The sequence below is a fragment of the Paenibacillus sp. 01T47 genome, from assembly GCF_056398245.1.
Genome location: NZ_JBFTPA010000008.1, coordinates 40,934 through 63,538, shown reverse-complemented (window position 1 = coordinate 63,538; position 22,605 = coordinate 40,934). Strand labels below are relative to the sequence as shown.

At 46.7% G+C, this 22,605-nt stretch carries 18 protein-coding genes; 6 read left to right on the top strand and 12 right to left on the bottom strand.

The features are described from left to right. Positions 1-22 precede the first annotated feature (22 nt). Positions 23-2,356: a helix-turn-helix domain-containing protein gene (locus AC1DOV_RS17620; RefSeq protein WP_477550626.1), complete on the top strand. Its 2,334-nt coding sequence runs from the start codon at positions 23-25 to the stop codon at positions 2,354-2,356. Between the two features lie 85 nt (positions 2,357-2,441). Here the strand turns inward: AC1DOV_RS17620 and AC1DOV_RS17615 are convergent, their stop codons facing one another. From AC1DOV_RS17615 to AC1DOV_RS17605, 3 genes are all read right to left on the bottom strand, one after another. Next, positions 2,442-4,055, bottom strand: coding sequence for an extracellular solute-binding protein (locus AC1DOV_RS17615; protein ID WP_477511253.1), 1,614 nt, complete (start codon positions 4,053-4,055; stop codon positions 2,442-2,444). Positions 4,056-4,175: 120 nt separating this feature from the next. Further along, on the bottom strand, positions 4,176-5,087 hold the full coding sequence (locus tag AC1DOV_RS17610; RefSeq protein ID WP_076266323.1) for a carbohydrate ABC transporter permease: 912 nt from the start codon (positions 5,085-5,087) through the stop codon (positions 4,176-4,178). Positions 5,088-5,106: 19 nt separating this feature from the next. Then, on the bottom strand, positions 5,107-5,991 hold the full coding sequence (locus AC1DOV_RS17605; RefSeq protein ID WP_372238957.1) for an ABC transporter permease: 885 nt from the start codon (positions 5,989-5,991) through the stop codon (positions 5,107-5,109). A 414-nt stretch (positions 5,992-6,405) separates the two neighbouring features. Here AC1DOV_RS17605 and AC1DOV_RS17600 point away from each other — a divergent pair, with 414 nt between their 5' ends. Both AC1DOV_RS17600 and AC1DOV_RS17595 read left to right on the top strand, forming a co-directional pair. Then, positions 6,406-9,198, top strand: coding sequence for an alpha-mannosidase (locus tag AC1DOV_RS17600; protein WP_477550707.1), 2,793 nt, complete (start codon positions 6,406-6,408; stop codon positions 9,196-9,198). Positions 9,199-9,214: 16 nt separating this feature from the next. Then, the gene (locus AC1DOV_RS17595) at positions 9,215-10,495 is read left to right on the top strand and encodes a glycoside hydrolase family 125 protein (protein ID WP_477550625.1); all 1,281 of its coding nucleotides are present in this window, start codon (positions 9,215-9,217) and stop codon (positions 10,493-10,495) included. A 121-nt stretch (positions 10,496-10,616) separates the two neighbouring features. On the opposite strand, the gene AC1DOV_RS17590 is transcribed toward AC1DOV_RS17595, so the two are convergent. From AC1DOV_RS17590 to AC1DOV_RS17580, 3 genes are all read right to left on the bottom strand, one after another. Beyond that, positions 10,617-11,933, bottom strand: coding sequence for an ABC transporter substrate-binding protein (locus AC1DOV_RS17590; protein ID WP_477550624.1), 1,317 nt, complete (start codon positions 11,931-11,933; stop codon positions 10,617-10,619). Between the two features lie 149 nt (positions 11,934-12,082). Further along, complete coding sequence (locus AC1DOV_RS17585) at positions 12,083-12,916, bottom strand: carbohydrate ABC transporter permease (protein ID WP_477550623.1); 834 nt, start codon at positions 12,914-12,916, stop codon at positions 12,083-12,085. Continuing rightward, on the bottom strand, positions 12,916-13,803 hold the full coding sequence (locus AC1DOV_RS17580; protein ID WP_076266328.1) for a carbohydrate ABC transporter permease: 888 nt from the start codon (positions 13,801-13,803) through the stop codon (positions 12,916-12,918). Before AC1DOV_RS17580 ends, AC1DOV_RS17585 begins: the two co-directional genes overlap by 1 nt. Before the next feature lie 187 nt (positions 13,804-13,990). Here AC1DOV_RS17580 and AC1DOV_RS17575 point away from each other — a divergent pair, with 187 nt between their 5' ends. Both AC1DOV_RS17575 and AC1DOV_RS17570 read left to right on the top strand, forming a co-directional pair. After that, positions 13,991-15,847, top strand: coding sequence for a sensor histidine kinase (locus AC1DOV_RS17575; RefSeq protein WP_477550622.1), 1,857 nt, complete (start codon positions 13,991-13,993; stop codon positions 15,845-15,847). Further along, positions 15,844-17,466 (top strand): response regulator transcription factor, encoded by a 1,623-nt coding sequence (locus AC1DOV_RS17570; protein ID WP_477550621.1) that lies wholly within the window; start codon positions 15,844-15,846, stop codon positions 17,464-17,466. The genes AC1DOV_RS17575 and AC1DOV_RS17570 overlap by 4 nt, the downstream gene beginning before the upstream one ends. 133 nt (positions 17,467-17,599) lie before the next feature. On the opposite strand, the gene AC1DOV_RS17565 is transcribed toward AC1DOV_RS17570, so the two are convergent. Together AC1DOV_RS17565 and AC1DOV_RS17560 are read right to left on the bottom strand one after the other, a co-directional pair. Further along, positions 17,600-17,830 carry a cold-shock protein gene (locus AC1DOV_RS17565; protein ID WP_053373644.1) on the bottom strand — a complete coding sequence of 77 codons (231 nt, stop codon included), beginning with the start codon at positions 17,828-17,830 and terminating at the stop codon, positions 17,600-17,602. Between the two features lie 165 nt (positions 17,831-17,995). Continuing rightward, positions 17,996-18,658, bottom strand: a complete 663-nt coding sequence (locus tag AC1DOV_RS17560) for a hypothetical protein (RefSeq protein WP_477550620.1) — start codon at positions 18,656-18,658, stop codon at positions 17,996-17,998. 241 nt (positions 18,659-18,899) lie between these two features. Here AC1DOV_RS17560 and AC1DOV_RS17555 point away from each other — a divergent pair, with 241 nt between their 5' ends. After that, positions 18,900-19,031 carry a DUF4023 domain-containing protein gene (locus AC1DOV_RS17555; protein WP_477550619.1) on the top strand — a complete coding sequence of 44 codons (132 nt, stop codon included), beginning with the start codon at positions 18,900-18,902 and terminating at the stop codon, positions 19,029-19,031. Positions 19,032-19,234: 203 nt separating this feature from the next. Here the strand turns inward: AC1DOV_RS17555 and AC1DOV_RS17550 are convergent, their stop codons facing one another. The 4 genes from AC1DOV_RS17550 to AC1DOV_RS17535 form a co-directional block, all read right to left on the bottom strand. After that, positions 19,235-19,561, bottom strand: a complete 327-nt coding sequence (locus AC1DOV_RS17550) for a hypothetical protein (protein ID WP_477550618.1) — start codon at positions 19,559-19,561, stop codon at positions 19,235-19,237. A gap of 204 nt (positions 19,562-19,765) precedes the next feature. Next, positions 19,766-20,464 (bottom strand): pirin family protein, encoded by a 699-nt coding sequence (locus AC1DOV_RS17545; RefSeq protein WP_477550706.1) that lies wholly within the window; start codon positions 20,462-20,464, stop codon positions 19,766-19,768. Positions 20,465-20,532: 68 nt separating this feature from the next. Further along, the gene (locus AC1DOV_RS17540; protein WP_477550617.1) at positions 20,533-21,393 is read right to left on the bottom strand and encodes a fumarylacetoacetate hydrolase family protein; all 861 of its coding nucleotides are present in this window, start codon (positions 21,391-21,393) and stop codon (positions 20,533-20,535) included. 19 nt (positions 21,394-21,412) lie between these two features. Continuing rightward, on the bottom strand, positions 21,413-22,603 hold the full coding sequence (locus AC1DOV_RS17535) for an amidase (protein ID WP_441874836.1): 1,191 nt from the start codon (positions 22,601-22,603) through the stop codon (positions 21,413-21,415). Between the last annotated feature and the right edge of the window lie 2 nt (positions 22,604-22,605).

Sequence of the window (22,605 nt, the reverse complement as noted above, 5' to 3'; positions counted from 1 at the left end):
CGTACTGGAGGCGAACACAGTCGTGTCAAAGCTCACAAATAAGTCAACTTCGTTGTCACGAGCCAAAATAAATTGGAATCATTTGAAATCAAGCTTACTTCTGAAATACGCCTTGTCGTACATACTTATCTTCCTAATCCCTTTGACCGGAGTTACCATATTCGTTTATGAAAACGCAGTCACTGGTCTTCGCTCTGAGATAGAACAGTCCAATGTGAATCAATTGAATCAAGTGAAAATGACGATTGATGACCGGATGAGAGAGCTTCAGGAAATCGCCAGCAAAATAGCCTACGACGAGCAATTAACGCCTTATATGGTTCGTGATCCCTATTTCGGCTGGGAAGCTATTCGTCAACTTTCTACCTACAAAGCCAACAGCAGCATTTTGGAAGATTTATTCCTATATTTCCATGAGGATTCCACTATTTACTCATCTCGCGGCCTTACCAATGTAGATGTTTTATTCAGCCAAACCTATCAGTTTAATCAAGTGAGTAAAGAGGATTTACTTCATGACCTAAATGAAGCCAAAGGTCCGATTATGCGTCCTGCTGAGCAGGTCAACGTTAACTACCGCAAGGAATCTATGCTTACGCTGCTCGTTCCGATTATGCCAAATGATCCTTTTCCTTATGGAACCGTTGTCTATTTGATGGAAGAGTCCAAGCTGACCGGAGTCATGGATTCCATCCTCAACAACTTTTCCGGCAGCAGCTATATCTTTGATCAGGATGGCAAAATGCTGACGGCCAATAATCATGGAGCAAGCATGCCGCAGGGTGACTTAGCTATCCTCTCTGCTTTGCAGCCAGGCATTCACAGCCTGACACTGAACGGCGAGAAGCAGTCTGTTGTTGCTGTCCTATCGCAAGAGAATGGATGGACTTACGTCGCCGCAATGCCGAGCCATCAATTTTTCAGCCGTGTCGTTCACATTCAGACTCTGATTCTGCTTGTATTCAGCATCGTCGTACTGACGGGCATTGCCGCAGCTATGTTATTGGCCAAGCGTCAATACCATCCCATTAAAGATTTAATGGAGTTCGCCAAACAAAAGAGCAAAAGCACTGCATTAGATTCAGCAAAAATCAGCAACGAATGGGATTGGATCAAGCAGACCATTCATGATTATAATGCTCGAATAGATATACAGGTGCCTTATGTTCGCAATCAATGCTTACTGCTTCTACTCAAGCACGGCAAGCCTGACGACCCAGAGATCGAGCAGCTAGTCTTGGATGCAGGGCTTGAGCTTCCGCAGGGGCAAGGGTATTATTTCTCTGTTATTTTGGCTTGGAATGCTTCCAATACGGGCGAAAATTCCCGTCAGGAACGCCAGCAGATGCAGGAAATGCTCCATGAATTGGAGCTGCCGGATCTTCATTCGCGAGTTTATGGGATCGAGTTCTCCCCAGCAGAGCAATTTGCGTTCATGGTTAGCCTTGTACCATCAGAGTCCGTACCTTTGCAGGAGCAGGTTGAACAAATCGTTGAGTCCATAAAGCTCATGATTATGGAAAACTCGCAGCTGCTGCCATCGCTAGGAGTTGGTACGCCATACGAGAATCTGGCAGAGCTTAATCAATCCTTTATCGAAGCGGCTACCGCGCTGGAATTCCGATTGGCAGGCGGCAATGGCCATGTCACTTACTTTGAACACTTGGCAGAGCTCAGCTCGCCTGATACAGAGACCTTCTGGATCTCCAAAAAATCGCTGCTCAAGCTAGAGCAAAGCTTAAAGCAAGGAAACGCAATCGTAGCCAGACAAATGATTAGCAGCATCATCCTTGATATGAAAAACGAGTCATTATCGGTATCCTTGCTGCGCTGCTTTTGCTATGACCTGCTGAATGCCTTGCTGCGGGCAGCCTCTGAAATGGGCATGCACAGCGTTATTCAGCATATTTCTGCCATGGCAACCTTCGATACACTCGAAGAAACCGAACAAAAGCTGAACAGGCTTGCCGAACAAATTTGCGAGCAGGTGGAACGAAATACCGAGACCGAGCAGCATTCTTTAATGGACGATATCGTAGCGTACGTGGATCAGCAATATGCGGATTACACGCTCAGCCTCGAGCATATCGCCTTGAAATACGCGATCTCAACATCCTATTTGAGCCGCAGCTTCAAAGAAAAAACAGGTCTCAACTTTTCACAATATATTTCGCGCTGCCGTATGGATGAGGTCATGCGCCTGCTGCTGAGCACCGATGCTCCACTTAAAGACATTATTGAGCAAGTCGGATACTTGGATACACCGAACTTTATTCGTAAATTCAAGAAAGAAACAGGCCTTACCCCAGGGCAATACCGTAAGCTTAATGCTCCCGAAGTCCACCATGTGGAGTAAAGCCCATCATTGTCATCATGCTCATAATCAAAGCCAACTCTTAAGCACCGTTTCCGGTGCAAGAGTTGGCTTATTTACTTGGATGTTAGCTCGTTTTCCAGCGGTCGTATGCCGTCTGATAAATCGCCGCCATCCGTTCTCCACCCATTTTCTTGATCGTGCCAACGTATTTATCCCAACCGCTAATCGAATCTTGACCTGTAATAAACTTAGCTTCCATTTGCATAACATACGTGCTCAGGTCAGAGCGAAGCTTTGTAACCTCAGCCGACTCTTCTGCAGTTAAGAACAAAGCTGGAAACGGAACTCTTGCACCGCGATCCAACAGCTTTTCTTTATTTTCCTTGCTTACCCACTCATCGAACTCTGTTTTCAAGCCCTTTGTAAGGTCATCACTAATTACCATAGGCGCAGCAATACCATAGTTAGGCGTAAGTGTTGAGCGGTATTCCTCACGATCGCCGCCGCCTGGAACAGGCAGCCATTCCTTCGTCATTGAAGCTTTGTCAGTGTATTTCCAGAGCGTACCTTCAGGTCCTTTGTCAAACAGCATTGCTCCATCATAGGAGTACAAATAATCGACCCAACGCATCGATGCTTCCGGCGCTTTGTTGCTGCTCGTAATTGCGAAGGCGCCTGTTGAATAACCTCTATTTTTTGCAATTGCAGGAGCTGCTACCATATCGCTCTTCACAGGGCTGAACAGCACATCTTCGGTGTCTGGCTCGCCGCCGAGTGTAAAGTATGCATGCCACTCCGAGAACAATCCGACTTGATTGTTTTTAGCTTTTGCTTTCTTCTGATCATCCGTTTGAGAGAAGGACTCATGGTCGAGCAGTTCCTCACTCCAAAGACGATTCATGTATTCCAGGTACGCCTTGTAAGGCTCTTCCATAGGCGTATAATGAACAACATCCTTGTCATCTACATAAATTTCTTCCTCATATGCGCCAAAAGCTCCTAGAATCCACGTCCGCAAATCTCTCATCTTCGAGGAGGAAGCGAGTGGAATTTCGTCTTTTTGGCCATTGCCGTTCGGATCCTCTTCTTTGACCCGCTTCAAATAAGTGTACAATTCCTCCGTTGTTTCAGGAATTTTCTTAATATCAAGCGCTTTCAGAAAGTCGCCGTTATACCAAAGCGGATTGCGGTACCATGGCTGGTTTAAATCAAATCTTGGCAAGGAGTAGATATGCCCGTCCGGTGCTGTGATGGATTTGCGAATATCCGGGTAAGCCTCAAGCAGCTTCTTCACATTCGGTGCATATTCGTCAATAAGGTCTTCCAGTGGAATAAGAATGCCTTGTCCACCATAATTAAGCTCCTCAGCCTGAGTTAGCTTTGCGCCAAACAATACATTAGGATAATCGCCGCTTGCAAAAACTAGATTTTTTTTCGTATCAAAGCTGTCTCTAGGCGCATTCAAATACTCAAATTTAATGCCCGTCAATTTCTCCATTTCGTCCATTACCGGCATGTCATTCCAGTTCTGAATACCGATGTCCGGCGCCATTAGCGTTAAGGTAAGTTTCTCGTTAACGATTGGAAAACCTTCCTTATTCACGTTTGCAGCTGCTCCTGCTCCCGCTCCAGTCGTATTTCCTTTTTCCTTGTCGCCGTTCGAGCCGCAGCCTGCAAGCAATGTAACCGTCATCACACCTGCAAGCAGCAAGGACGCTGCTTTTCTTGATTTGTACATTCTTAAATCCTCCCTTTTTTTCCTCTATTCTATTTAAATGATGCTATATAATAAGCGAAGGAATGATTTCCTTCGTCCATTATCTCACAAAGTCCTTCGGAAAAGCTCCGAACAAGGCAACTAACCCTTTACAGAGCCAATCATGACGCCTTGTACGAAGTAACGCTGCAAAAACGGATAAACGGCAATGATCGGAAGCGTCGATACGATAATGACCGCATATTTGACCAAAGAAGCCGCATCTGCCTTGGAATTCATCGCCATCGCTACTTCACCGCTAACCGCGGCACCCGTAGTCTCTGCTGTCATTTCCTGCAGCACAAGAATTTGACGCAAAATCATTTGAAGCGGATATTTCGCCTCGTCATTCAAATAAATCAATGCAGAGAAATAACTATTCCAATGCCCTACTCCATAGAAGAGAGCCATAACGGCAATAATCGGTGAGGATAGCGGTAAAATAATACGGACAAATAGCTTCAAGTTCGTACAGCCATCCATATGTGCAGCCTCTTGCAGCTCCTTCGGAATCGTAGACTGGAAAAAGGTTCTCGCCACGATGATATTCCATACTGAGGCCGCGACTGGCAAAATAAGCGCACCCATGCTGTTAATGAGGCCTAGGTTTTTAATTAACAAGTAGCTTGGCACAAGGCCTCCGCTGAAGAACATCGTAACTAGAATGATGCCCATGAACAGCTTGCGCCCTATGAAATCGGTTCTGCTCAGCGCATACGCGGCAGGCAGGGTAACGACTAGATTGAGCAGAGTACCCACGACCGTGTAAATGATCGTATTGAGATATCCATTCCAAACCTTCGCGTTATCGAATACCAGCTTGTACCCTTCCCACGTAATCCCCTTCGGAAACAGCCACATTTCGCCTGAATTGACGTATTTCGGATCACTTATCGAAGCGCTGACCATATAGAGCACCGGGTACAACACAACGATTAGCGCTAGTAGCAAATAAATATAGTTCAAAATGAGAAACAGCTTATCGCCCTTTGATTCTTTTACTGCTGTAACCATACGTTTCTGCTCCTCCTTCCTACCAAAGACTGGTTTCGCTTGTGCGTTTCGCAATTTTGTTGACCATGATAAGCAAAAGCGCATTCACGACTGAATTGAACAAGCCCACGGCTGTAGAGAAGCTATACTGTGCATCTACTAGCCCGGTTCGGTAAACAAATGTAGAAATGACATCCGATGACCCCATATTTAATGGATTTTGCAGCAGCAAAATTTTCTCAAAGCCAACGCCCAAAATATTGCCCATGTTCAAAATCAATAAAATGGTGATGGTCGGTACAATCGTCGGCAAGTTGATGTGCAGCACTCGTTTGAAACGGCTTGCGCCATCGACGATAGCAGCCTCATGAAGCTGAGGGTCTACGCCAGACAATGCTGCAAGATAAATAATTGTCCCCCACCCCGCGCTTTGCCACACGCCTGATAAGACATACACCGTCTTAAACCATTTTGGATCCGTAAGATAAGCAGCCGGCTCCAAGCCAACCAGCTCGATTAGCCTCACAAGCATTCCCGATGATGGCGACAAGAAAGTGATAATCATCCCGGCCATAACAACGACAGAAATAAAATGCGGTGCATAAGTAACCGTTTGCACAGTTTTCTTAAAGTAGCCGTTCTTAATTTCGTTAAATGCTAACGCTAGAATAATGGGCAGCGGAAAACCGATGGCCAGTTCATATAAGCTAATGCTGAACGTATTCCACAATAAGTCCCAAAAATAATAGGAGTTAAAAAATCTCTCAAAATGCTCGAAGCCTACCCACGGACTTCCCATAATGCCTTTTGTCGGAATGAAGTTCTTGAAAGCAATCTGGATACCGTACATCGGACCATAATGGAAGATAAGAAAGTACAGCATGACAGGAGTCATAAATAAGTAGAGCTCCCAGTTTTGCAGCATCTTTTTTGCGAGCGACTTGTTTCCGCTTGTTTTCTTGTTTAATGGAACAGCTTGCAATTCGTTTCCTTCCATCTCTCTCGAATCCTCCTCTCTCTATGTTGTTATTCGCAGCTTCACTCTACCGGCAACCGGCATTGTAATTGACTAGCGCTTACATTCCAAATTGTAGTCATTTTCACCATCAACGGTAAATATGTATGATCTGCATTGTCATTCGAAAACGCCGTAACCATAGGGTTTTACAGGCTTTTCGCAATGACAGTTGTCCTATTTCTGCTCATCAGAACGCTCTTAATGTGTTAGATATGCTGTCCGAAAATGGGGTGCAAGTGATACATATTGTGCTTTGCGGATAAATGTGTGAACCTTTCTTACGAATGCCTGTTTCTGAACAGCCGTTATCAATTATCTCTTATGAACACGCATACAATTCCAATCCAATTCAGGAGGCTTTTGACCGTGACAAACAAAACCGCCCATCTTATTTCGCACACACACTGGGACCGCGAATGGTACATGCCTTACGAATACCACCATACGCTGCTCGCAGAGCTAATGAACGATTTGCTTCGCATCTTGGAAGAGGATGACAGCTTCCGCAGCTTTCATCTGGACGGACAGACGATCATTATTGAAGACTATCTACAGATTCATCCTGAGAAAAGAGAAGTGCTCGAGAAATACATTCGAGAAGGCCGAATTATTATCGGTCCATGGTATGTGCTGCAGGATGAATTTCTGACAAGCTCCGAGGCGAATGTCCGCAACTTGTTGATTGGGCATCAAGACGCTGCTTATTATGGCGTTATTTCAAAGCTTGGATATTTCCCCGATTCCTTCGGAAATATGGGGCAGGCTCCACAAATGCTGAAGCAAGCAGATATTGATACCGCTGTGTTTGGACGGGGCGTTAAGCCGACCGGCTTCGATAATATGGTCGGCGAAACGACCGGCTCCAGCTATGAATCTCCATATTCAGAAATGCACTGGACCTCTGCGGACGGTTCGTCCGTGCTGGGACTGCTATTTGCCAACTGGTACAACAACGGGATGGAAGTGCCGACTGATCCAGAAGAAGCGAAAGCCTATTGGACCAAACGGCTCGGCGATGCCAGCAAATACGCTTCTACGCCAGAGCTTCTATTCATGAACGGCTGTGATCATCAACCTGTTCAAACCAACTTATCCGAAGGCATTCGCACGGCAAGCGAGCTTTTCCCGGACGTTACCTTTGTTCATTCCAGCTTTGAGCAATATATCGAGGCATTGAAGGGACAGCTGCCTTCTCATTTGACGACGGTCGAGGGCGAGCTGCGCAGCCAGCATACAGACGGGTGGAGCACGCTCGTCAATACGGCTTCCGCTCGGGTTTATTTGAAGCAGCTCAATCAGCGGGGACAAACCTTGCTGGAGAAAGGCGCTGAGCCACTAGCTGCACTTGCACATCTAGTCGGCGGCCAAAGCTATCCGCATCAGCTATTGACCTATGCTTGGAAGACGCTTATGCAAAATCATCCACATGACAGTATTTGCGGCTGCAGCGTAGACGAAGTGCATCAAGAAATGGTGACGCGATTCGATAAGAGCCGCCATACGGCCGAATCCATTATAGCGGAGAGCCTAAGTGCAATTGCGGGACAGATCGATACAAGCGGAGTTAAAGCATGGGGAGAATCCAGCGTGCCGGTTACTATTTTCAACATGACAGGTTGGGAGCGCAGCGGCACAGTAAGCGCGGAACTCATCGTTGCCAAAGCTTATTTCAAGGAAGGGCCTAACCCTGCTGCCATTGCTGAACGGCTTGAGAAGCTCCCGCTTCATTTGGAGAATGGAGCTCTGCTGGATGACGAGGGTTATGCGATTGCTGCCAAAGTGGAGGATTTAGGCGTTCATTTCGGTTATGAGCTGCCGAAGGATAAATTCCGCCAGCCTTATATGGCCCGCAAAATAAAGTTAACGTTTGAAGCAAGCCGTGTTCCGGCACTTGGCTTCAAAACGTATGCATGGCAAGAATCCGCTGCAGCCCCGGCTTTAGTGCCTAACACATCACTAATCGCCAGCCCAAGCGGCATGGAAAATCAATATATTGCTGTAAGCTTTGAAGCAGACGGCTCTTATCATTTAACAGATAAAGTAACCGGAAAGACATTCCAAGGACTTGGCATTTACGAGGATTGCGGCGACATTGGCAATGAATATGTATTCCGGCAGCCTGAGGGAGAACAGCCTCTTACGACCAAAGGTATTCCGGCAACGATAACCCTTGTTGAGAATGAAGCTTATCGGGTCACGTACGAGATTGTCCATGAATGGGCAATTCCAGCCAGAGCTGATGATACATTCACGACTGAAAAACGAAAAATGGTCCGTTTCCGTGATCGGCAGGCCCAACGAGTCGAGCATATGGTGCCGATGCGCATCGTCACTCGCGTTAGCCTAGAGCAATCCGGCAGAGGGCTGCAGCTGGAGGCATCCTTCAATAATCAGGCCAAGGATCATCGCCTTCGCGTATTGTTCCCTACTGGGTTGAAGTCGGACAAGCATTTGGCTGACTCGATCTTCGAGGTCGCTTCCCGTGATACGACGCCAGCGGAGGAGTGGATAAATCCAAGCAATGCCCAGCATCAACATGCATTTGTTAGTGTGTCCGACGGCGAACACGGCTTAAGTGTCGCTAATAAAGGTCTTAACGAATACGAAGTGCTTCGCGATGGATCTAATACCATAGCGGTTACGCTTCTCCGTTCTGTTTCTGAGCTGGGAGATTGGGGAGTATTCCCGACACCAGAGGCGCAGTGCCTTGGCGAGCATACCGTAGAGTTCTCCGTATTCCCGCACGCCGGCGATGCTATTTCTTCGGAGGCATTTGTGGAAGCTTACCAATTCCAAGCGCCTTGGTTCCACCTGCAAACCGGAAATCAACAAGGCTCGCTCCCGGCAACCTATGAGCCACTGAAGTGGGAAGGCAAAGGGTTCGCTTTGTCCGCCTTTAAAGTGTCGCAGCAAAGCGGCGATGTCATTATTCGTTGGTACAACCTTGCGGGCGAGCCGCAGGAGCTGGCGTTTGAAGCTAATTTTGGCGTAGATCATATTTATCAAAGCGATATTTTGGAACGGCGCCAAGAGGCCGCGAGCATTCAGAACAGCTCTGTACGCCAAACCATTGGAAAAGCAAAAATTATAACCTACTCATTACAATTGAACTAATCAGGAGGCAAACCTTATGAAATTACCAGATTCCATCATTAACGTATTAGCTGAGGCAGACCAGCGCCTTGCGCATCGTCCCAAGCTGCAAAAGCTGTTCAAAAATTGTTTCCCAAATACGCTGGAGACAACAATCAAACTGATGGACGATGGCACAACCTTTGTCATTACAGGAGATATTCCGGCGATGTGGCTGCGGGATTCTACGGAGCAGGTTCGTCATTACATCCCTTATGCCAAGGAGGATGCTGAACTTCAGCGTATTATTAGCGGCGTAATTCGCCGTCAAATGTTCTACATTAATATAGATCCCTATACGAACGCATTTAATGAGACGGCAAGCGGCAAACATTATAATGCAGGTGACCAATCGGATATGACAGCTTGGATGTGGGAGCGCAAATATGAGCTGGATTCCTTGTGCTTCCCTACTCAGCTCGCCTATATGTACTGGCAGGAAACGGGCAAAAGCGATATTTTCGACGATGCCTGCTATCAAGCCTTAAACTCGATTGTCCATGTAATCAAAACAGAGCAGCGGCATGAAGAGAAGTCCCCTTACCGCTTCGTGCGTCCAGGCTTTAAAGAAACCGAAACGCTGCAAAATGACGGGTTAGGACTGCCGGTCAACTACACAGGCATGTCTTGGTCGGGCTTCCGTCCAAGCGATGATGCTTGCCTGTTCGGCTACAACATTCCTTCCAACATGTTTGCCGTCGTTATTTTGGGCTATATTCGGGATATTGCGGATCAAGTGTATGGCGACAAAGAATTGGCTGCAAGAGCAGAGAAGCTGCGGCAGGAGATCGACTTCGGCATCAGAGCGTACGGCATCGTCAATCATCCCGTATTCGGCAAAATTTATGCTTATGAAACGGATGGGTATGGAAACTACTGTCTTATGGATGACGCGGGTACACCTGGACTGCTGTCTATTCCTTATTTCGGCTATGCGCCTGTGGACGATCCCATTTATCAGAACACACGCAGGTTTGCGCTGAGCCATGAAAATCCGTTTTACTTTGAAGGCAAATTTGCCAAAGGCATAGGCAGCCCTCATACGCCTGCCGGGCATGTATGGCATATGGCTTTGTCGATGCAAGCGTTGACTGCTGATAATAATGAAGAAATAAAAGAGCTTATCGATATGCTCGTGAATACAGATGCAGATACGGGCTTTATGCACGAGGGCTTCCATCCGGACGATCCGTCCGTATTCTCGCGAGAATGGTTCGCTTGGTCCAACAGCCTGTTCGCCATGTTGATTTGCGAGGCAATGGATAGAGACATCGTATAGTCTCGTGTACGGGTAAGTCTCTCACGAATAAGAGGCAGCCCCTTAGGTCAATAACCTAAGGAGCTGCCTCTTTTATTATAGAAGATACGGGAGCATCATAATCTTCTGCTTGCTCAAAATATTATTTTTTCACGATATCCTGTACCGCTTTATCGAATTTTTCAAGCAATTGATCGCTAGTAATTTGCTTGCCGAGATATTCTTGCATTGCTGCACCCCATTGCTGTGTAATGCCGTCAGGGAAACGATCCCAGTTCCAGCTTTTCACTTGCTCAGGATTAGCATTCGCGAAGGTTGCGAAGTCGCCGCCGATTTTGCCTACCGCTTCTGGGTTCGGCTCGATGGAGGACAATGCCGGTACAAATTTGAAATCGGTTGAAATGAATTTTTTGCCTGTTTCCGAAGTAACCATCCAGTTCAAGAAGGCTTTCGCTTCTTCCACTTGGTCGGATTTGCTGTTGACGATCCAGTTGTTCGGTACGCCGGTAAATACGTTAGGCTTGCCTTGAAGAGGGACAGCCATCATGCCAAGGTTAAGCGCGGGATCAATTTCATCAATCATGCCTTGAATCCAGTTGCCGTGCTGAATCATGGCATATTTGCCTGCTGCGAACTCCGCTACCTGCGTATTGTAATCCGTTGTCAGCGCATTGTCTTGACCATTCGCGAACATAATGTCCACTAGGCGAATCCACTGCTTCATGATCGGATCATCTTTCAGCTTCACTTTGCCCGCTTTCACATCTTCGATAAATGCCGCAGGATCAGCTTGGTTAGCAAATGCGATATTTAGCGTATGAATGCCCATCGACCACCACTCCGAAGTAAGCGCGAATGGAATGATGCCAGCATCCTTCAGCTTTTTAGCTGCTGCTTCTAGATCCTCGAGCGTTTGCGGCAGGTCGGTGATGCCTGCTTTTGCAAATAGATCCTTATTGTAGGTGAAGCCATAAGCTTCAAGGTTCATCGGCATGCCAAGCAGCTTGCCGTCACGCGTAATTTGCGCTTTCGATGCTTCAACCAAATCCTTCGCCCAAGCCTCGCCAGTCAAGTCCGTCGCACGGTCCACGTAAGGATCGAAGCCCGCCCAGCCGCTTGAGTTGAAAATTTCCGGCTCCTCGCCGGCAGCCAGCTCTGCTTTCAGCAATGCGCTGTAGTCTTCCCCGCCGCCGTGTGTCTCGATTTCCACTTTTACGCCGGTTTCCTTCTCGTATTCAGCAGCCATTTTGGCAAGTGCATCAGCTATCTCTACCTTGAACTGAAACACTTTAATGGTAACGTCCTTCTTCGGCGCTGCCGTCGCTTCTGTTCCGCCATTTTTTTCAGTTTCTTTCGGTGCATTTGTTACTTTCCCGCCGTTACCGTTGTTGCTTCCACAGCCGCTTGCCAGAACGATGAGCATAATAGCAGCTAGCATAAGTAAGGAAACTTTTTTCATCTTATGACCTCCCGCAAATTTTATATATCATTTCGTTTTTGTATCGCTTACATCGTCATTATAATTGTGCAACAACGTAGCACAACACCGAATATATTGTACTTCTAGGTGTAAAATGTTGATAACTTCCATAATTAAACTTTTTATCATTAACCTTTAACTGAACCGGCTGTAATTCCTTCAATAATGTGCTTTTGCAAAAATAAAAAAAACAAAATAATCGGAATTGTACTAAGCGTGAGTGCAGCCATTGCGAGATCCCACTTGCGCAAATATTGGCCAAAAAACTTTTGCACGGCGAGCGGAATCGTAGTCAGCTTATCATTTATAACGAGCACTGGCAGCAAATAATCATTCCAAATCCACAGCACGTTCAAAATAATGACCGTTACCGTGATCGGCTTCAGCAGCGGAAACACGATACGCCAGAACACGCCATAAGGTGAGCAGCCATCCACGACCGCCGCTTCCTCTACCTCTAGCGGAACAGATTTAATGAACCCATGATACAGAAACATCGATAAGGAAATGCCGAAGCCCATATAGCATATAACGATACCATACAAATGTCCGCGCAATTCGAACATCGACGTAATGCGCATCAGCGGCAGCATAACCGATTGGAACGGAATGATCATGGCAGCAATAAGCACCGTCAGCAATATTTTATTAAAGGTCGTCGGACGCCTAACTAAGCGATAAGCCATCATGGAGCTGACGATGACAAGCATATGGACGCTAATCGAGGTCACCATAAACGAATTCAGAAACACCGTCGGAAAATCGATAGCAACCCATGCGCGCTTGAAGTTGTCCAGCCCCAGCTTCTCCGGCAGCGAAGCGGCGTTGAGCAAAATAAATTTGAGCTCCTTGAACGAGTTGATGATCAAAAAGTAGAACGGTGCCAAGAAAATGAGCGCAGCCGCGATACCTATAATTTCGAGCAATAAAATGAGTGGTGTATAGCGCTGTTTGTTTTCCATTACGCCTCCACCTCCTTCTTCTTCGTGAACCATACCTGCGTGACTGTAATTAAAGCTACGCCGAAGAAGAATATCATCGCTTTCGCTGTTCCAAGTCCATAACGGTTGTTAACCAGCCCCTCGCGGTAAACGTTTAGCGCAATCGATTCCGTTGCATTGCCAGGACCGCCAGCAGTGAGCGACAGGTTCAAATCGAACATTTTGAACGAGTTTGATGTCGTCAGGAACAAGCAGATCGTAATGGCTGGCATAATAAGCGGCACGGTGACTGAACGCAGCATTTGCCAAGCTCCTGCTCCGTCGATTTTGGCGGCCTCGATTAAATCCTTCGGCACACTGATCATAGCTGCGATATAAATAATCATCATATACCCTGCCGTCTGCCATACGAATACGATAACGATACCCCAAAAGGCAGTATTCGGAGTACCTAGCCACTGAAGGTTAAAGAATCCGAAGCCCGTCGCTTCGCCGATAGCACGAAAACCCCTTACGAATATAAAATACCAAATGTAGCCGAGCAGCAGTCCCCCGATTACGTTAGGCAGAAAAAATACGGTTCGCAAAATGTTGCGGCTCTTCAGGTTTCGCGTAAGCAGCAGAGATAACAGAAATGCCAGCAGGTTGGTGACGATAACCGCGGCAGCCGTAAACTTAGTCGTAAACCAGAATGCGTTCCAAAAACGTTCATCGTCCGAGAAAATCTTTACTATATTTTTCATACCTACCCATTTGGCGTTGCCGAGGTCCATCCCGTTCCATTCCGTAAAGGTGTAGTAAAAACCCATCACGAATGGCGCAAGCACAATCAATATAAAGGCAATGAGTCCCGGTCCAACAAATACCGTTTGCTGTATCCATTCGTTCCACTTGATTTTTTTGGACATCATTCTCGTCCCCTTTCTCTTCCCTATGTGTCAATGTATCTGTTGATAATCACAGTATAAAACCGAGTCCCCCATCAAACCACAGAGGATGATGATAAGGTAGGTGGACTATATTGACCATCCGCAGCAGGATCGGTTACTGTGTTTATGCAAGAGTGACTTAGACAGAAAGCGGGCGATTGTGATCATGAATACGATTAAGCCATTTAACACGATTCGCAAAAAGCTCATGCTTTTGCTGCTCGCAGCTACGATTTTGCCGATTGCAACCTCGATGATTATCTCTTATAATGCGACAACCAAATCGATTACAGAGGATGCGATTGCCCGCAACAATCGACTGCTGTCGCTCGGAAAAACCAACATTATGAACTACATGAACAACATCAATCAGAAGTCACTCGCTGTCTACAACGCGATGAACGTTCCGCGCTCTTTGTATTATATTTTGGAGCACAGCATGGAGGATGAGGTATTCCCGAACGATATTACCGACGTCATTCGCAATCGCAACCTGCTGAAGGATCATTTATACAACATGTATCAAAGTGTCAGTGAGTTTCATAAAGTAAGGCTTTATGCGGTCAACCAAAACGCAACGTATCTACTATGGAATGACGACATTAAGGTTGGGCGAAATAATGTTCCCATTCCACAAACCTTTAAGAAAGCTTATATAGAGCCTACGCATATGAGCCATAATTACGGACTCGTTGACCTCAAATCTTCGGCAAGCGAGGAAATGGTATTTACGATCCATCGTCCGATCTTCCTCGCCCCAAGTGATGAGCTGCTCGCTGAATTGTCGATCGATGTAAGATTGAATGTATTAGAGGATTTAAACCGCCAGCTCTATGACGGCGGTGAGGAAAGCTTTTATATTGCGGATTCGAATGGTCAAATTGTGCTTTCTTCGGATAAGAACGAAATCGGTACGTCTGCTAAACAGAGCTGGCTGGGGACGATTTTGGGCTCCGGGCAAGACAGCGGCCATTTTGACTGGAAAGAGGAATCGTTCAAGGGCATGATTTTTTATGATCGGATTAAGACGCCTTACATGGACTGGTATTTAATTAAACAGACGCCCTACAAGCATCTCTTCAGCGCTGCCGATCGGATTGCCCGCATTAATACGGCAGTCGGAATCGCTTTTCTAGCCATTGTCGTATTAGCCACTTTGTTCATATCAATTCGGTTTACGAAGCCGTTGCTTCGCTTAATCGGTTATGTGAACAAGATTGAGACCGGCAATTTGAATGTATCGATCGACATACACAGCAATGATGAAATCGGCCTGCTCGCAAGGCGTTTCCGCTCGATGATGCAGACTATCAACAATCTCATTTTGACCGAATATCGGCTTGAGATTGCCAATAAAACCAATGAGCTGAAAGCGCTGCAAGCTCAGGTAAATCCACACTTTCTCTATAATGCGCTGCAATCGATCGGTACCGTTTCACTGCAGCACGGCGACACCAAAGCGTATTCACTCATTACGTCTCTTGGGAAAATGATGCGCTATCAAATGAACGCCATGGACTCGGTCGTGGAGCTGCGCCGGGAGCTCGATTATGTTCAGGCCTATCTTGATCTGCAGAAACAGCGTTTTGACACAGCTCTCCATGTGCAGCTGCTAATTGATGAGCAGACAAGGCAAATACTCGTTCCAAAAATGATTTTGCAGCCGCTGCTCGAAAACTTTTTTAAGCATGGGTTTGTGCAATCATCGGAGGAGCCTTCGGAGCTTCTGATTACCAGCGTTTTGGATAAACAAGGGGGATGGCTTTCGATTACGGTTCAAGATAATGGCTGCGGCGTATCCGAAGATCGGCTGCAAGAGGTGCGGCTTCAACTGGAGAAAATGCCTCCAATCGGAACCGGGCAGCCGAATGATCAAGAAGAGGGCGGCATTGGCTTGCCTAACGTGCTTTCGCGTCTGCGCCTGCATTTCAATAAAACGGCTGCTATGGAGCTGCGTCACGTGAAGCCGCATGGCTTTTCCGTTACGATTCATATTCCGCTGGCAAAGGAGAATGAACGATGAAGGCATTAATCATTGACGATGAGAAGCATGTGAGGGAAGCGATACGGCTGCTCGTCCCTTGGGATGATTACGGTATCGATACACTGCTTGAAGCACAAGACGGTATCGCCGCTACTACTTTAATTCGAGCGGAGCGGCCAGAAATTATTTTTACCGATATGATGATGCCTAATATGAATGGCACGGAGCTGCTGCAATGGGCGGCTGAGCATGCGCCCTCCAGCAAAATCATCGTCATTAGCGGCCATGACGACTTTAGCCTCGTTCGCCATGCGGTCAAATACGGCGGAATTGATTATATTTTGAAGCCCATTGATGCAGAGCAGCTCGTTAGTGCATTAGCGAAAGCAGTGAGCTGCTATACCGCGGAGGAGCAGGAGCGATGCCGCAAGACGAGGATGAATATCGAGCTTAATCAGCTTAAGCCGATGTACTTGGAGCAATATTTTTCGGCAATGATCAACGAACCCGGCTCCTACTCTAATTTTGCTGATACGCTCAGACTGGAATTAGGGATTACGAAGCCTATACCTCATGCACGTGTTGCGCTGGTCAAGCTTGAGCTTGCTTCTCCGTTCATCAGAGAGAAATTTGCCTCAGGACTCGATTTGCTGCTGTTCTCTTTGACGAATATTTGCAATGAATTTCTAAAGGAAAAAGAAATCGGCTTCGCGCTTCGCCACCGCGGACAGGAGCAGGAGCTATTGCTGCTGTTTTGGGGAGATGGAGAGCTGGCGCCTGCTTTAATCAAGGAAATGAATGATGCGATATTTGTAATATTGAAGACGCGGTTTCATTTTGGACTCGGGCATGCTGCAGCCTTTCCTTCATCAGCAGCCACCGCTTATCAACAAGCAAAGCATGCGCTTTTGCGCCGGAATTTGCTCGTTAACGATTCGTATTGCCATACTTTTGAAGCAGCAGTTCATCAGCACAAAAACACGCTTCCGCTCTTTAGCGAGCATGAAGAAAAAATAAAATTTGCTGTGCAGAGCGGCAACAAAGAACAAATCCGCCGCGCTTTAAAGCCTTGGTTCGATTCACTTGATCAAGCAGGATTCATCTCGCAAGAGCAGCTAATGAACTGGCGTCAGCAATTTGAATTCGCCAAGTCTATATGGGAATACAAAAGCGACAAAAACAAAACTGGAAACAAATCAGATTTAATTGAGGATCAGGCACTCTTATCCTTGGATGCCAATGGTTTTTTTGATTACGAACAGTGGAAACAGGGCGTTTTTATAGAAACGTGTGATGTTTCCTTGCGTTTGGCTGAACATGACAAGGAACGCAGTGTCATTGAGGACATCGCTGCCTATATTGAACAGCATCCTCACGAGGAGATCACGCTGCAGGATATATCCGAGCGCTTTTATTTAAGCAGAGAATACATTTCGCGCAAATTCAAGCAGGAGACGAATGGCAATTTATCCGATTTTATTGCGGAGGTTCGGATCAAGCGGGCAAAGGAGCTTTTGGCGAACGGGCAGTTAAAGATCGCTCAGGTTGCAGAGCTGGTAGGCTTTCAGGATGAGAAATATTTTAGCCGCGTCTTCAAGAAACGTACGAACTGCTCTCCCAACGACTATAGGAAACACCATTACAGTGGGGATAGTTAGCGGGAACCTGCTTTCGCTAAGGGATTAAAGTCAGCTCCATAAATTGATTCAAAGGCAAAAAAAAGCTGAGCTTCGTTCAATTGGCGTTAACCAACCGAGCAAAACTCAGCTTCTCTTTGTCTAAGAAAGACACCTACATAATCGGTGTACCCTTCTTCAACGTCTTCATGTCACTATTGGAGTTATTGAGCGCGGGCAGCATCTTCTCGCCACTGACCATTGGTTCATGGCAGATTAAACAAGTAGGAACGTGATCAAACGCAAAGTTATCGCGCATCCAACTGTTGCACCCTTCCGTCTCGCATGTCCATACCTTCGTGTTTTCTTCCGGAATTTCTTCAAGCGGTTTTTTACGATTGTACATATGGTCAGCCCCCTTCGCGATAAAAAAGGAAAAACTGCCTCGAACTTAGAGTAAGGGGCAGTTATCATTTATAAACAGCAGTGTATTGTGAATATTTGCTTCAAACTTGCAATTGATTTTATTGTACCATATTTCGTCCAATAAAGGCAAATATCAGCCTATATTTTAGCGCCTTTTTTTTGGAGAGTGGCAGTAATGCGCAAACAGCTGCTCAATCGGTTTGAAATACAAATGCCCATCCTCCCAAGGTTGAAAATGAAGATCCATTCTAGAATCGCTCCAATTGGCAGGAGTCCCTGTCGTACTAAGCTTCCCCGGTAATATGGGCTCCTCGACGACGGCAGGAAATTCCTGATAACCAAACAGTAAATTCTCATGCATCGCAATGATTTCATACTTCGGCCCATGGAAAGCCCGCTCCTCTTGGAGCTGATAATGAAAGTAAATATAGCTTGCTGCCATATCCGGCTTTAAATGCGCCACTCTTCCAACACGCCGTTCAACTGTTTCTTTGCGAAGCCAATGATCAAAGCTGGCTGGCTCGTTGAAATGGAAGACATCAATCATCGGAATCCATTTTCGCGCAGCTGACTGTCCGGGCCAATTCTCCAAAAAAGCAGCCATCTCTGGAAGCAGCTCTTCGGGCTCGAGCACTCGATCGATGCACTCACAATAAATGAACACATTTCGCTCCCATTGGAAACAGCCAACCGTCATAATCTCCCCTTGCTCTATTAGCTGCTGTACAGCATCTGACTGTTTCGCCGCTTCGATGGCTTCCATCTCGAAGCCTTCTTTCATTTGCGCCCTCGCTATGACTCTAAACATGATTATTCTCGCTCCGCTCGTACGATCAATTGAAATGCATTCGAATTTAAAGCTTCCCTGTATAGTTAAACGTGAATGACTGCATCAACATAGTAGTATATATCGGTATCATAAGGGAGCCCAATGTTACAATCAATCGATTTTCTCAAAATAAGTGACGCTAACGCCAGTTTTTTTGAATGTTGGATATTCTAATTAAGGAAGTTGGAAAGAATGCCAAAAAAACGAGGAGGAAATACAATTGGAAAGCACAAGTGAGTTTGTCCAAAAGGTACAGGCTACGCAGCGTAAAGCCGAACTCAACAAAAGAAGAAACGGCAACGGCAACCCTGCAGAGAGGCTTGCAAGCAAACAGCACAGCACCAATAAATAAATGATTGGATAAGGCTTCGATACGGTGCTGTCGCCGCAAGGTGGCAGCACCTTCCTTGCTTTTCAGAGAAGGGCATTTCTTTCAGCAGCTGGGCAACTCCGACATGTATGGTCACAAATAAAAACCAGCCCTACATGTGTAACCATGTCTGACTGGCCTATGTGTACAGCGAATTGATAATTGCACATGATTGCCTCGCGCTTTTAAACCGAATACTCGTGAGGGTAGTAGGCAATATGAGAATCCGCTACAATCGTGAGACTGTTCTGGTCAGCGTCATATTCAACTGGACCGTCTTTGACGTAATACCACGTTTTTAGCGTTGGCTGATCGTCAAACTCTTGGAAAACAAACACGTTCAGCTCCGCTTTATGTGCAAGCAGCTCTTCGATACTTTCGCTCCATGGCACAGAAACCGTGAATCGCCAGCCTTCCCCCTGTGGAACAAGCGTATAGGGCACTTCCAGCTTATTCGAATCAATAAACATCCGACCACCCACCGCGTGTTTAACAAGAAACGTTTGTTTCATTTTTATCCCTCCTTAAAGTTTGCGCATGCAAACTTACATCGAAAGCGTATGCTTAAGTTTGCTCATGCAAACTTACTTCGAAAGCGTATGCTTAAGTTTGCGCATGCAAACTTACTTCGAAAGCGTATGCTTAAAGTTTGCGCATGCAAACTTACTTCGAAAGCGTATGCTTAAAGTTTGCGCATGCAAACTTACTTCGAAAGCCTAAGGCAAATCGATCAGCATAAAAAAGGCTGGAGCCACAGCGGTGAGTGTAAGCTCCTCAGCTGCCTCAACTTGTGCCTCATCACCGGCAAAAAGCGTTTCGCCGTGAACCGACAGTTCACCTTCAATAATATATATAAATTGCTTGCGCCCCGGTTCAACAACGTATTCGAGCTGTTTTCCTTGCTCCAGCTTGCTCAGATAAATCGTCATATTCTGATTTATGGAGGCAACCTGTTCCAAAACCTGATTTGAAACGACAGGAAGCAGTGCATTATGCAGCTTGTCTACATCGAATCGGCTCGCTTCATAGGAAGGTTTCATCCCTCGTTCCTGCGGCATGAACCACAGCTGGAGCAAACGCAGCTCTTGATCTTCTGATGCGTTAAATTCCGTGTGGATAACGCCCGTGCCAGCTGACATCCGTTGCACCTCGCCAAATGAAGACACGACAGAGTTGCCCATGTTATCCTCATGTCTAATGCGACCATTCAATACGATAGATACGATTTCCATGTCGCTATGTGGATGCGCGCCAAAACCTTTTTCCGGAGCCAAATAATCGTCATTGCACACACGCATCACACTAAAGCCTGTTCGATTCGGATCATGATAAGCTCCGAATGAGAAGCTTGGGTGGCTGCGCAGCCAGCCTAGATCCGCCGAATGCCGCGATGCCGCGGGGAATACGTCGATCATCATTTCTCCTCCAAACAAGTTTTTATTTACTTACTTATATATAGCAGTTTTTCATTCTCTGAGCAAGCTTAAAATTGAACAGTATTCAGCAGCGGCTCGAAACCATCGATATGGCAGCCTACTATATCTCCGCCGCGAATAACGACAGCACCTGGTGTTCCTGTCATCATAATGTCGCCCGGCAGCAGCGTCATCACTCTGGAGTGAAAAGCAACAGCTGCAAAAGGGCGAAACTTCATATTGAATACTTTATTGCGATGTGCGACTTCACCATTAATTGCGGTTTCCACATTCAGCTCTAGCAAATCAGGAATCTCATCCTTCGTGATGAACTCCGGTCCGAAGCTGAAAAAGGTATCGAAGCTTTTGGCCCTCGATAAAAACCTCTGATGTCTAGCATGAATATCAGCTGCCGTAACGTCAATTGTCGTCGTATACCCGGCAATGACGTCGTATACTTCAGCTTCTGATATATTTTTGCAGGTTTTTCCGATAATAATGCCGAGTTCAGCTTCTGCTGTGATTTTCCCAACTCCCTCTGGAATTTGTATCGCATCAAGCGGGCCGATAATCGTCGTATCCGGCTTGATGAAGCTGACTGGCTCTTCATTTGGGTCCGCCAACGCTAATTCTGCCGCATCCTTTACGTAGTTCATGCCGATACCCCAAATTTTGCGAGGGTGACGGTATAGCGGAGCGTACTGTACCTCCTCATAAGGAATCGCCGGCAATCGCTTCAACTTTTCCTTCCCTGCTCCTTCGTACCATTTTGTTAAAAACTCCAGCTCGCCCAAACGAATAAGCTCGAACAGCTCTGTACTCCAGCTGGCATTCTCCGCCTCATTAATCGTTTCTATAAGAACAAGGCCCTTTGCACTTGGTATCGCAGCGAGCTCCTTGCCATTCCTTTTTACTGTTGATATTTTCATTGCCAGCAGCTCCTTTTCTTTAGCTTAATGGCTTTATTCGTATCGAGACGTGATCAGCGACCCATTTCAACAGCCTCATATCCTGACTTCTTCCCGCAATGAAGGAGAGGCCAATTGGACAACCCAGCTCGCCTGCAATCGGAACCGTAACCTGCGGCAGCCCTGCCAGCCCTGCTAAACAGCTCATTTCGAGCGTTTGAGCACGACGCTGCTCAACCTCCAAGCCCGATAATCCGAGCAGCGGCGCTATCGCAGGCACGGTCGGCACAACGAGCACCGTATCCTCTCCAAGCCATCCATCCATAAGCGCCCGCGCTTCATCCCGAATGGTGAAAGCTGTACCACTATCCTCTTCCCGCAGCGTGCTCGCCCAAGCAAATCGCTCCGCTATGCCCGGTCCGAAGGCAGGCTGCTCGCGCAATATCCAGTCCCGATGCTCACGCCAAATCTCTAATCCTTGAATGATACGAAAAGCATTCACCCATTCTCGCAGCCCGTTTGGCGCAATGATGGCTTGTTCATGCCTCCGGGCTAGATCATGCAGCATTGGAAAATATTGCGACAAAGCTGTAGATGTGTGCTCATCCGTCAATGCCCATACATCCTTCGCAAACACCATTCGCGTGAATGTCTCCTTACTGCTCCCTTGTTCATCAAGCAGTACACTGCCCACTTGAAGCAGTGTCTGCGCATCTCGGGCCATCCAGCCTACCGTATCGAAGCTAGGCGCCAGCGGTATAAGCCCATTCGTATCCACTGCACCATGCGTAGGCCGTATTCCATAAATTCCACAATAGGCGGATGGCACTCGAATGGAGCCTCCCGTATCCGTACCTATAGCGAAATCTGCTAATCCTGCCGACACCGCAACAGCTGATCCGCTGGAGGAGCCTCCGGGTATTCGGCCAAACGCTTTAGGATTCACCGGTGTTCCATAATGGGCATTTTCCCCGTTAATGCTGTACATCAATTCATCTGTAATGGTTGTTCCTTTTAATGTCGCTCCGTTTCTAAGCAGCCGATTTATGACCGAAGCGTGCTTATCCGCCTCGTCATGTGTTCGCAGCCAATCAGGATTGCCTGCACCAGAGATATGCCCAGCAATATCGAATACATCCTTTGCCGCATACGTTTTACCGCTTAAGACACCTTCAGCTAAAGGCTCTATCTCAAGCTGTTCCGTCGCATACGCATTCCAGCTTTGCTTCATCA

Excerpts from the sequence above, each read along its gene's own strand:
- AC1DOV_RS17615 (WP_477511253.1), bottom strand. The coding sequence starts at position 4,055 with ATGTACAAATCAAGAAAAGCAGCGTCCTTGCTGCTTGCAGGTGTGATG.
- AC1DOV_RS17610 (WP_076266323.1), bottom strand. The coding sequence starts at position 5,087 with ATGGTTACAGCAGTAAAAGAATCAAAGGGCGATAAGCTGTTTCTCATT.
- AC1DOV_RS17605 (WP_372238957.1), bottom strand. The coding sequence starts at position 5,991 with ATGCTGCAAAACTGGGAGCTCTACTTATTTATGACTCCTGTCATGCTG.
- AC1DOV_RS17600 (WP_477550707.1), top strand. The coding sequence starts at position 6,406 with ATGAACACGCATACAATTCCAATCCAATTCAGGAGGCTTTTGACCGTG.
- AC1DOV_RS17595 (WP_477550625.1), top strand. The coding sequence starts at position 9,215 with ATGAAATTACCAGATTCCATCATTAACGTATTAGCTGAGGCAGACCAG.
- AC1DOV_RS17590 (WP_477550624.1), bottom strand. The coding sequence starts at position 11,933 with ATGAAAAAAGTTTCCTTACTTATGCTAGCTGCTATTATGCTCATCGTT.
- AC1DOV_RS17585 (WP_477550623.1), bottom strand. The coding sequence starts at position 12,916 with ATGGAAAACAAACAGCGCTATACACCACTCATTTTATTGCTCGAAATT.
- AC1DOV_RS17580 (WP_076266328.1), bottom strand. The coding sequence starts at position 13,803 with ATGTCCAAAAAAATCAAGTGGAACGAATGGATACAGCAAACGGTATTT.
- AC1DOV_RS17575 (WP_477550622.1), top strand. The coding sequence starts at position 13,991 with ATGAATACGATTAAGCCATTTAACACGATTCGCAAAAAGCTCATGCTT.
- AC1DOV_RS17570 (WP_477550621.1), top strand. The coding sequence starts at position 15,844 with ATGAAGGCATTAATCATTGACGATGAGAAGCATGTGAGGGAAGCGATA.
- AC1DOV_RS17565 (WP_053373644.1), bottom strand. The coding sequence starts at position 17,830 with ATGTACAATCGTAAAAAACCGCTTGAAGAAATTCCGGAAGAAAACACG.
- AC1DOV_RS17560 (WP_477550620.1), bottom strand. The coding sequence starts at position 18,658 with ATGTTTAGAGTCATAGCGAGGGCGCAAATGAAAGAAGGCTTCGAGATG.
- AC1DOV_RS17550 (WP_477550618.1), bottom strand. The coding sequence starts at position 19,561 with ATGAAACAAACGTTTCTTGTTAAACACGCGGTGGGTGGTCGGATGTTT.
- AC1DOV_RS17545 (WP_477550706.1), bottom strand. The coding sequence starts at position 20,464 with ATGATCGACGTATTCCCCGCGGCATCGCGGCATTCGGCGGATCTAGGC.
- AC1DOV_RS17540 (WP_477550617.1), bottom strand. The coding sequence starts at position 21,393 with ATGAAAATATCAACAGTAAAAAGGAATGGCAAGGAGCTCGCTGCGATA.
- AC1DOV_RS17535 (WP_441874836.1), bottom strand. The coding sequence starts at position 22,603 with ATGAAGCAAAGCTGGAATGCGTATGCGACGGAACAGCTTGAGATAGAG.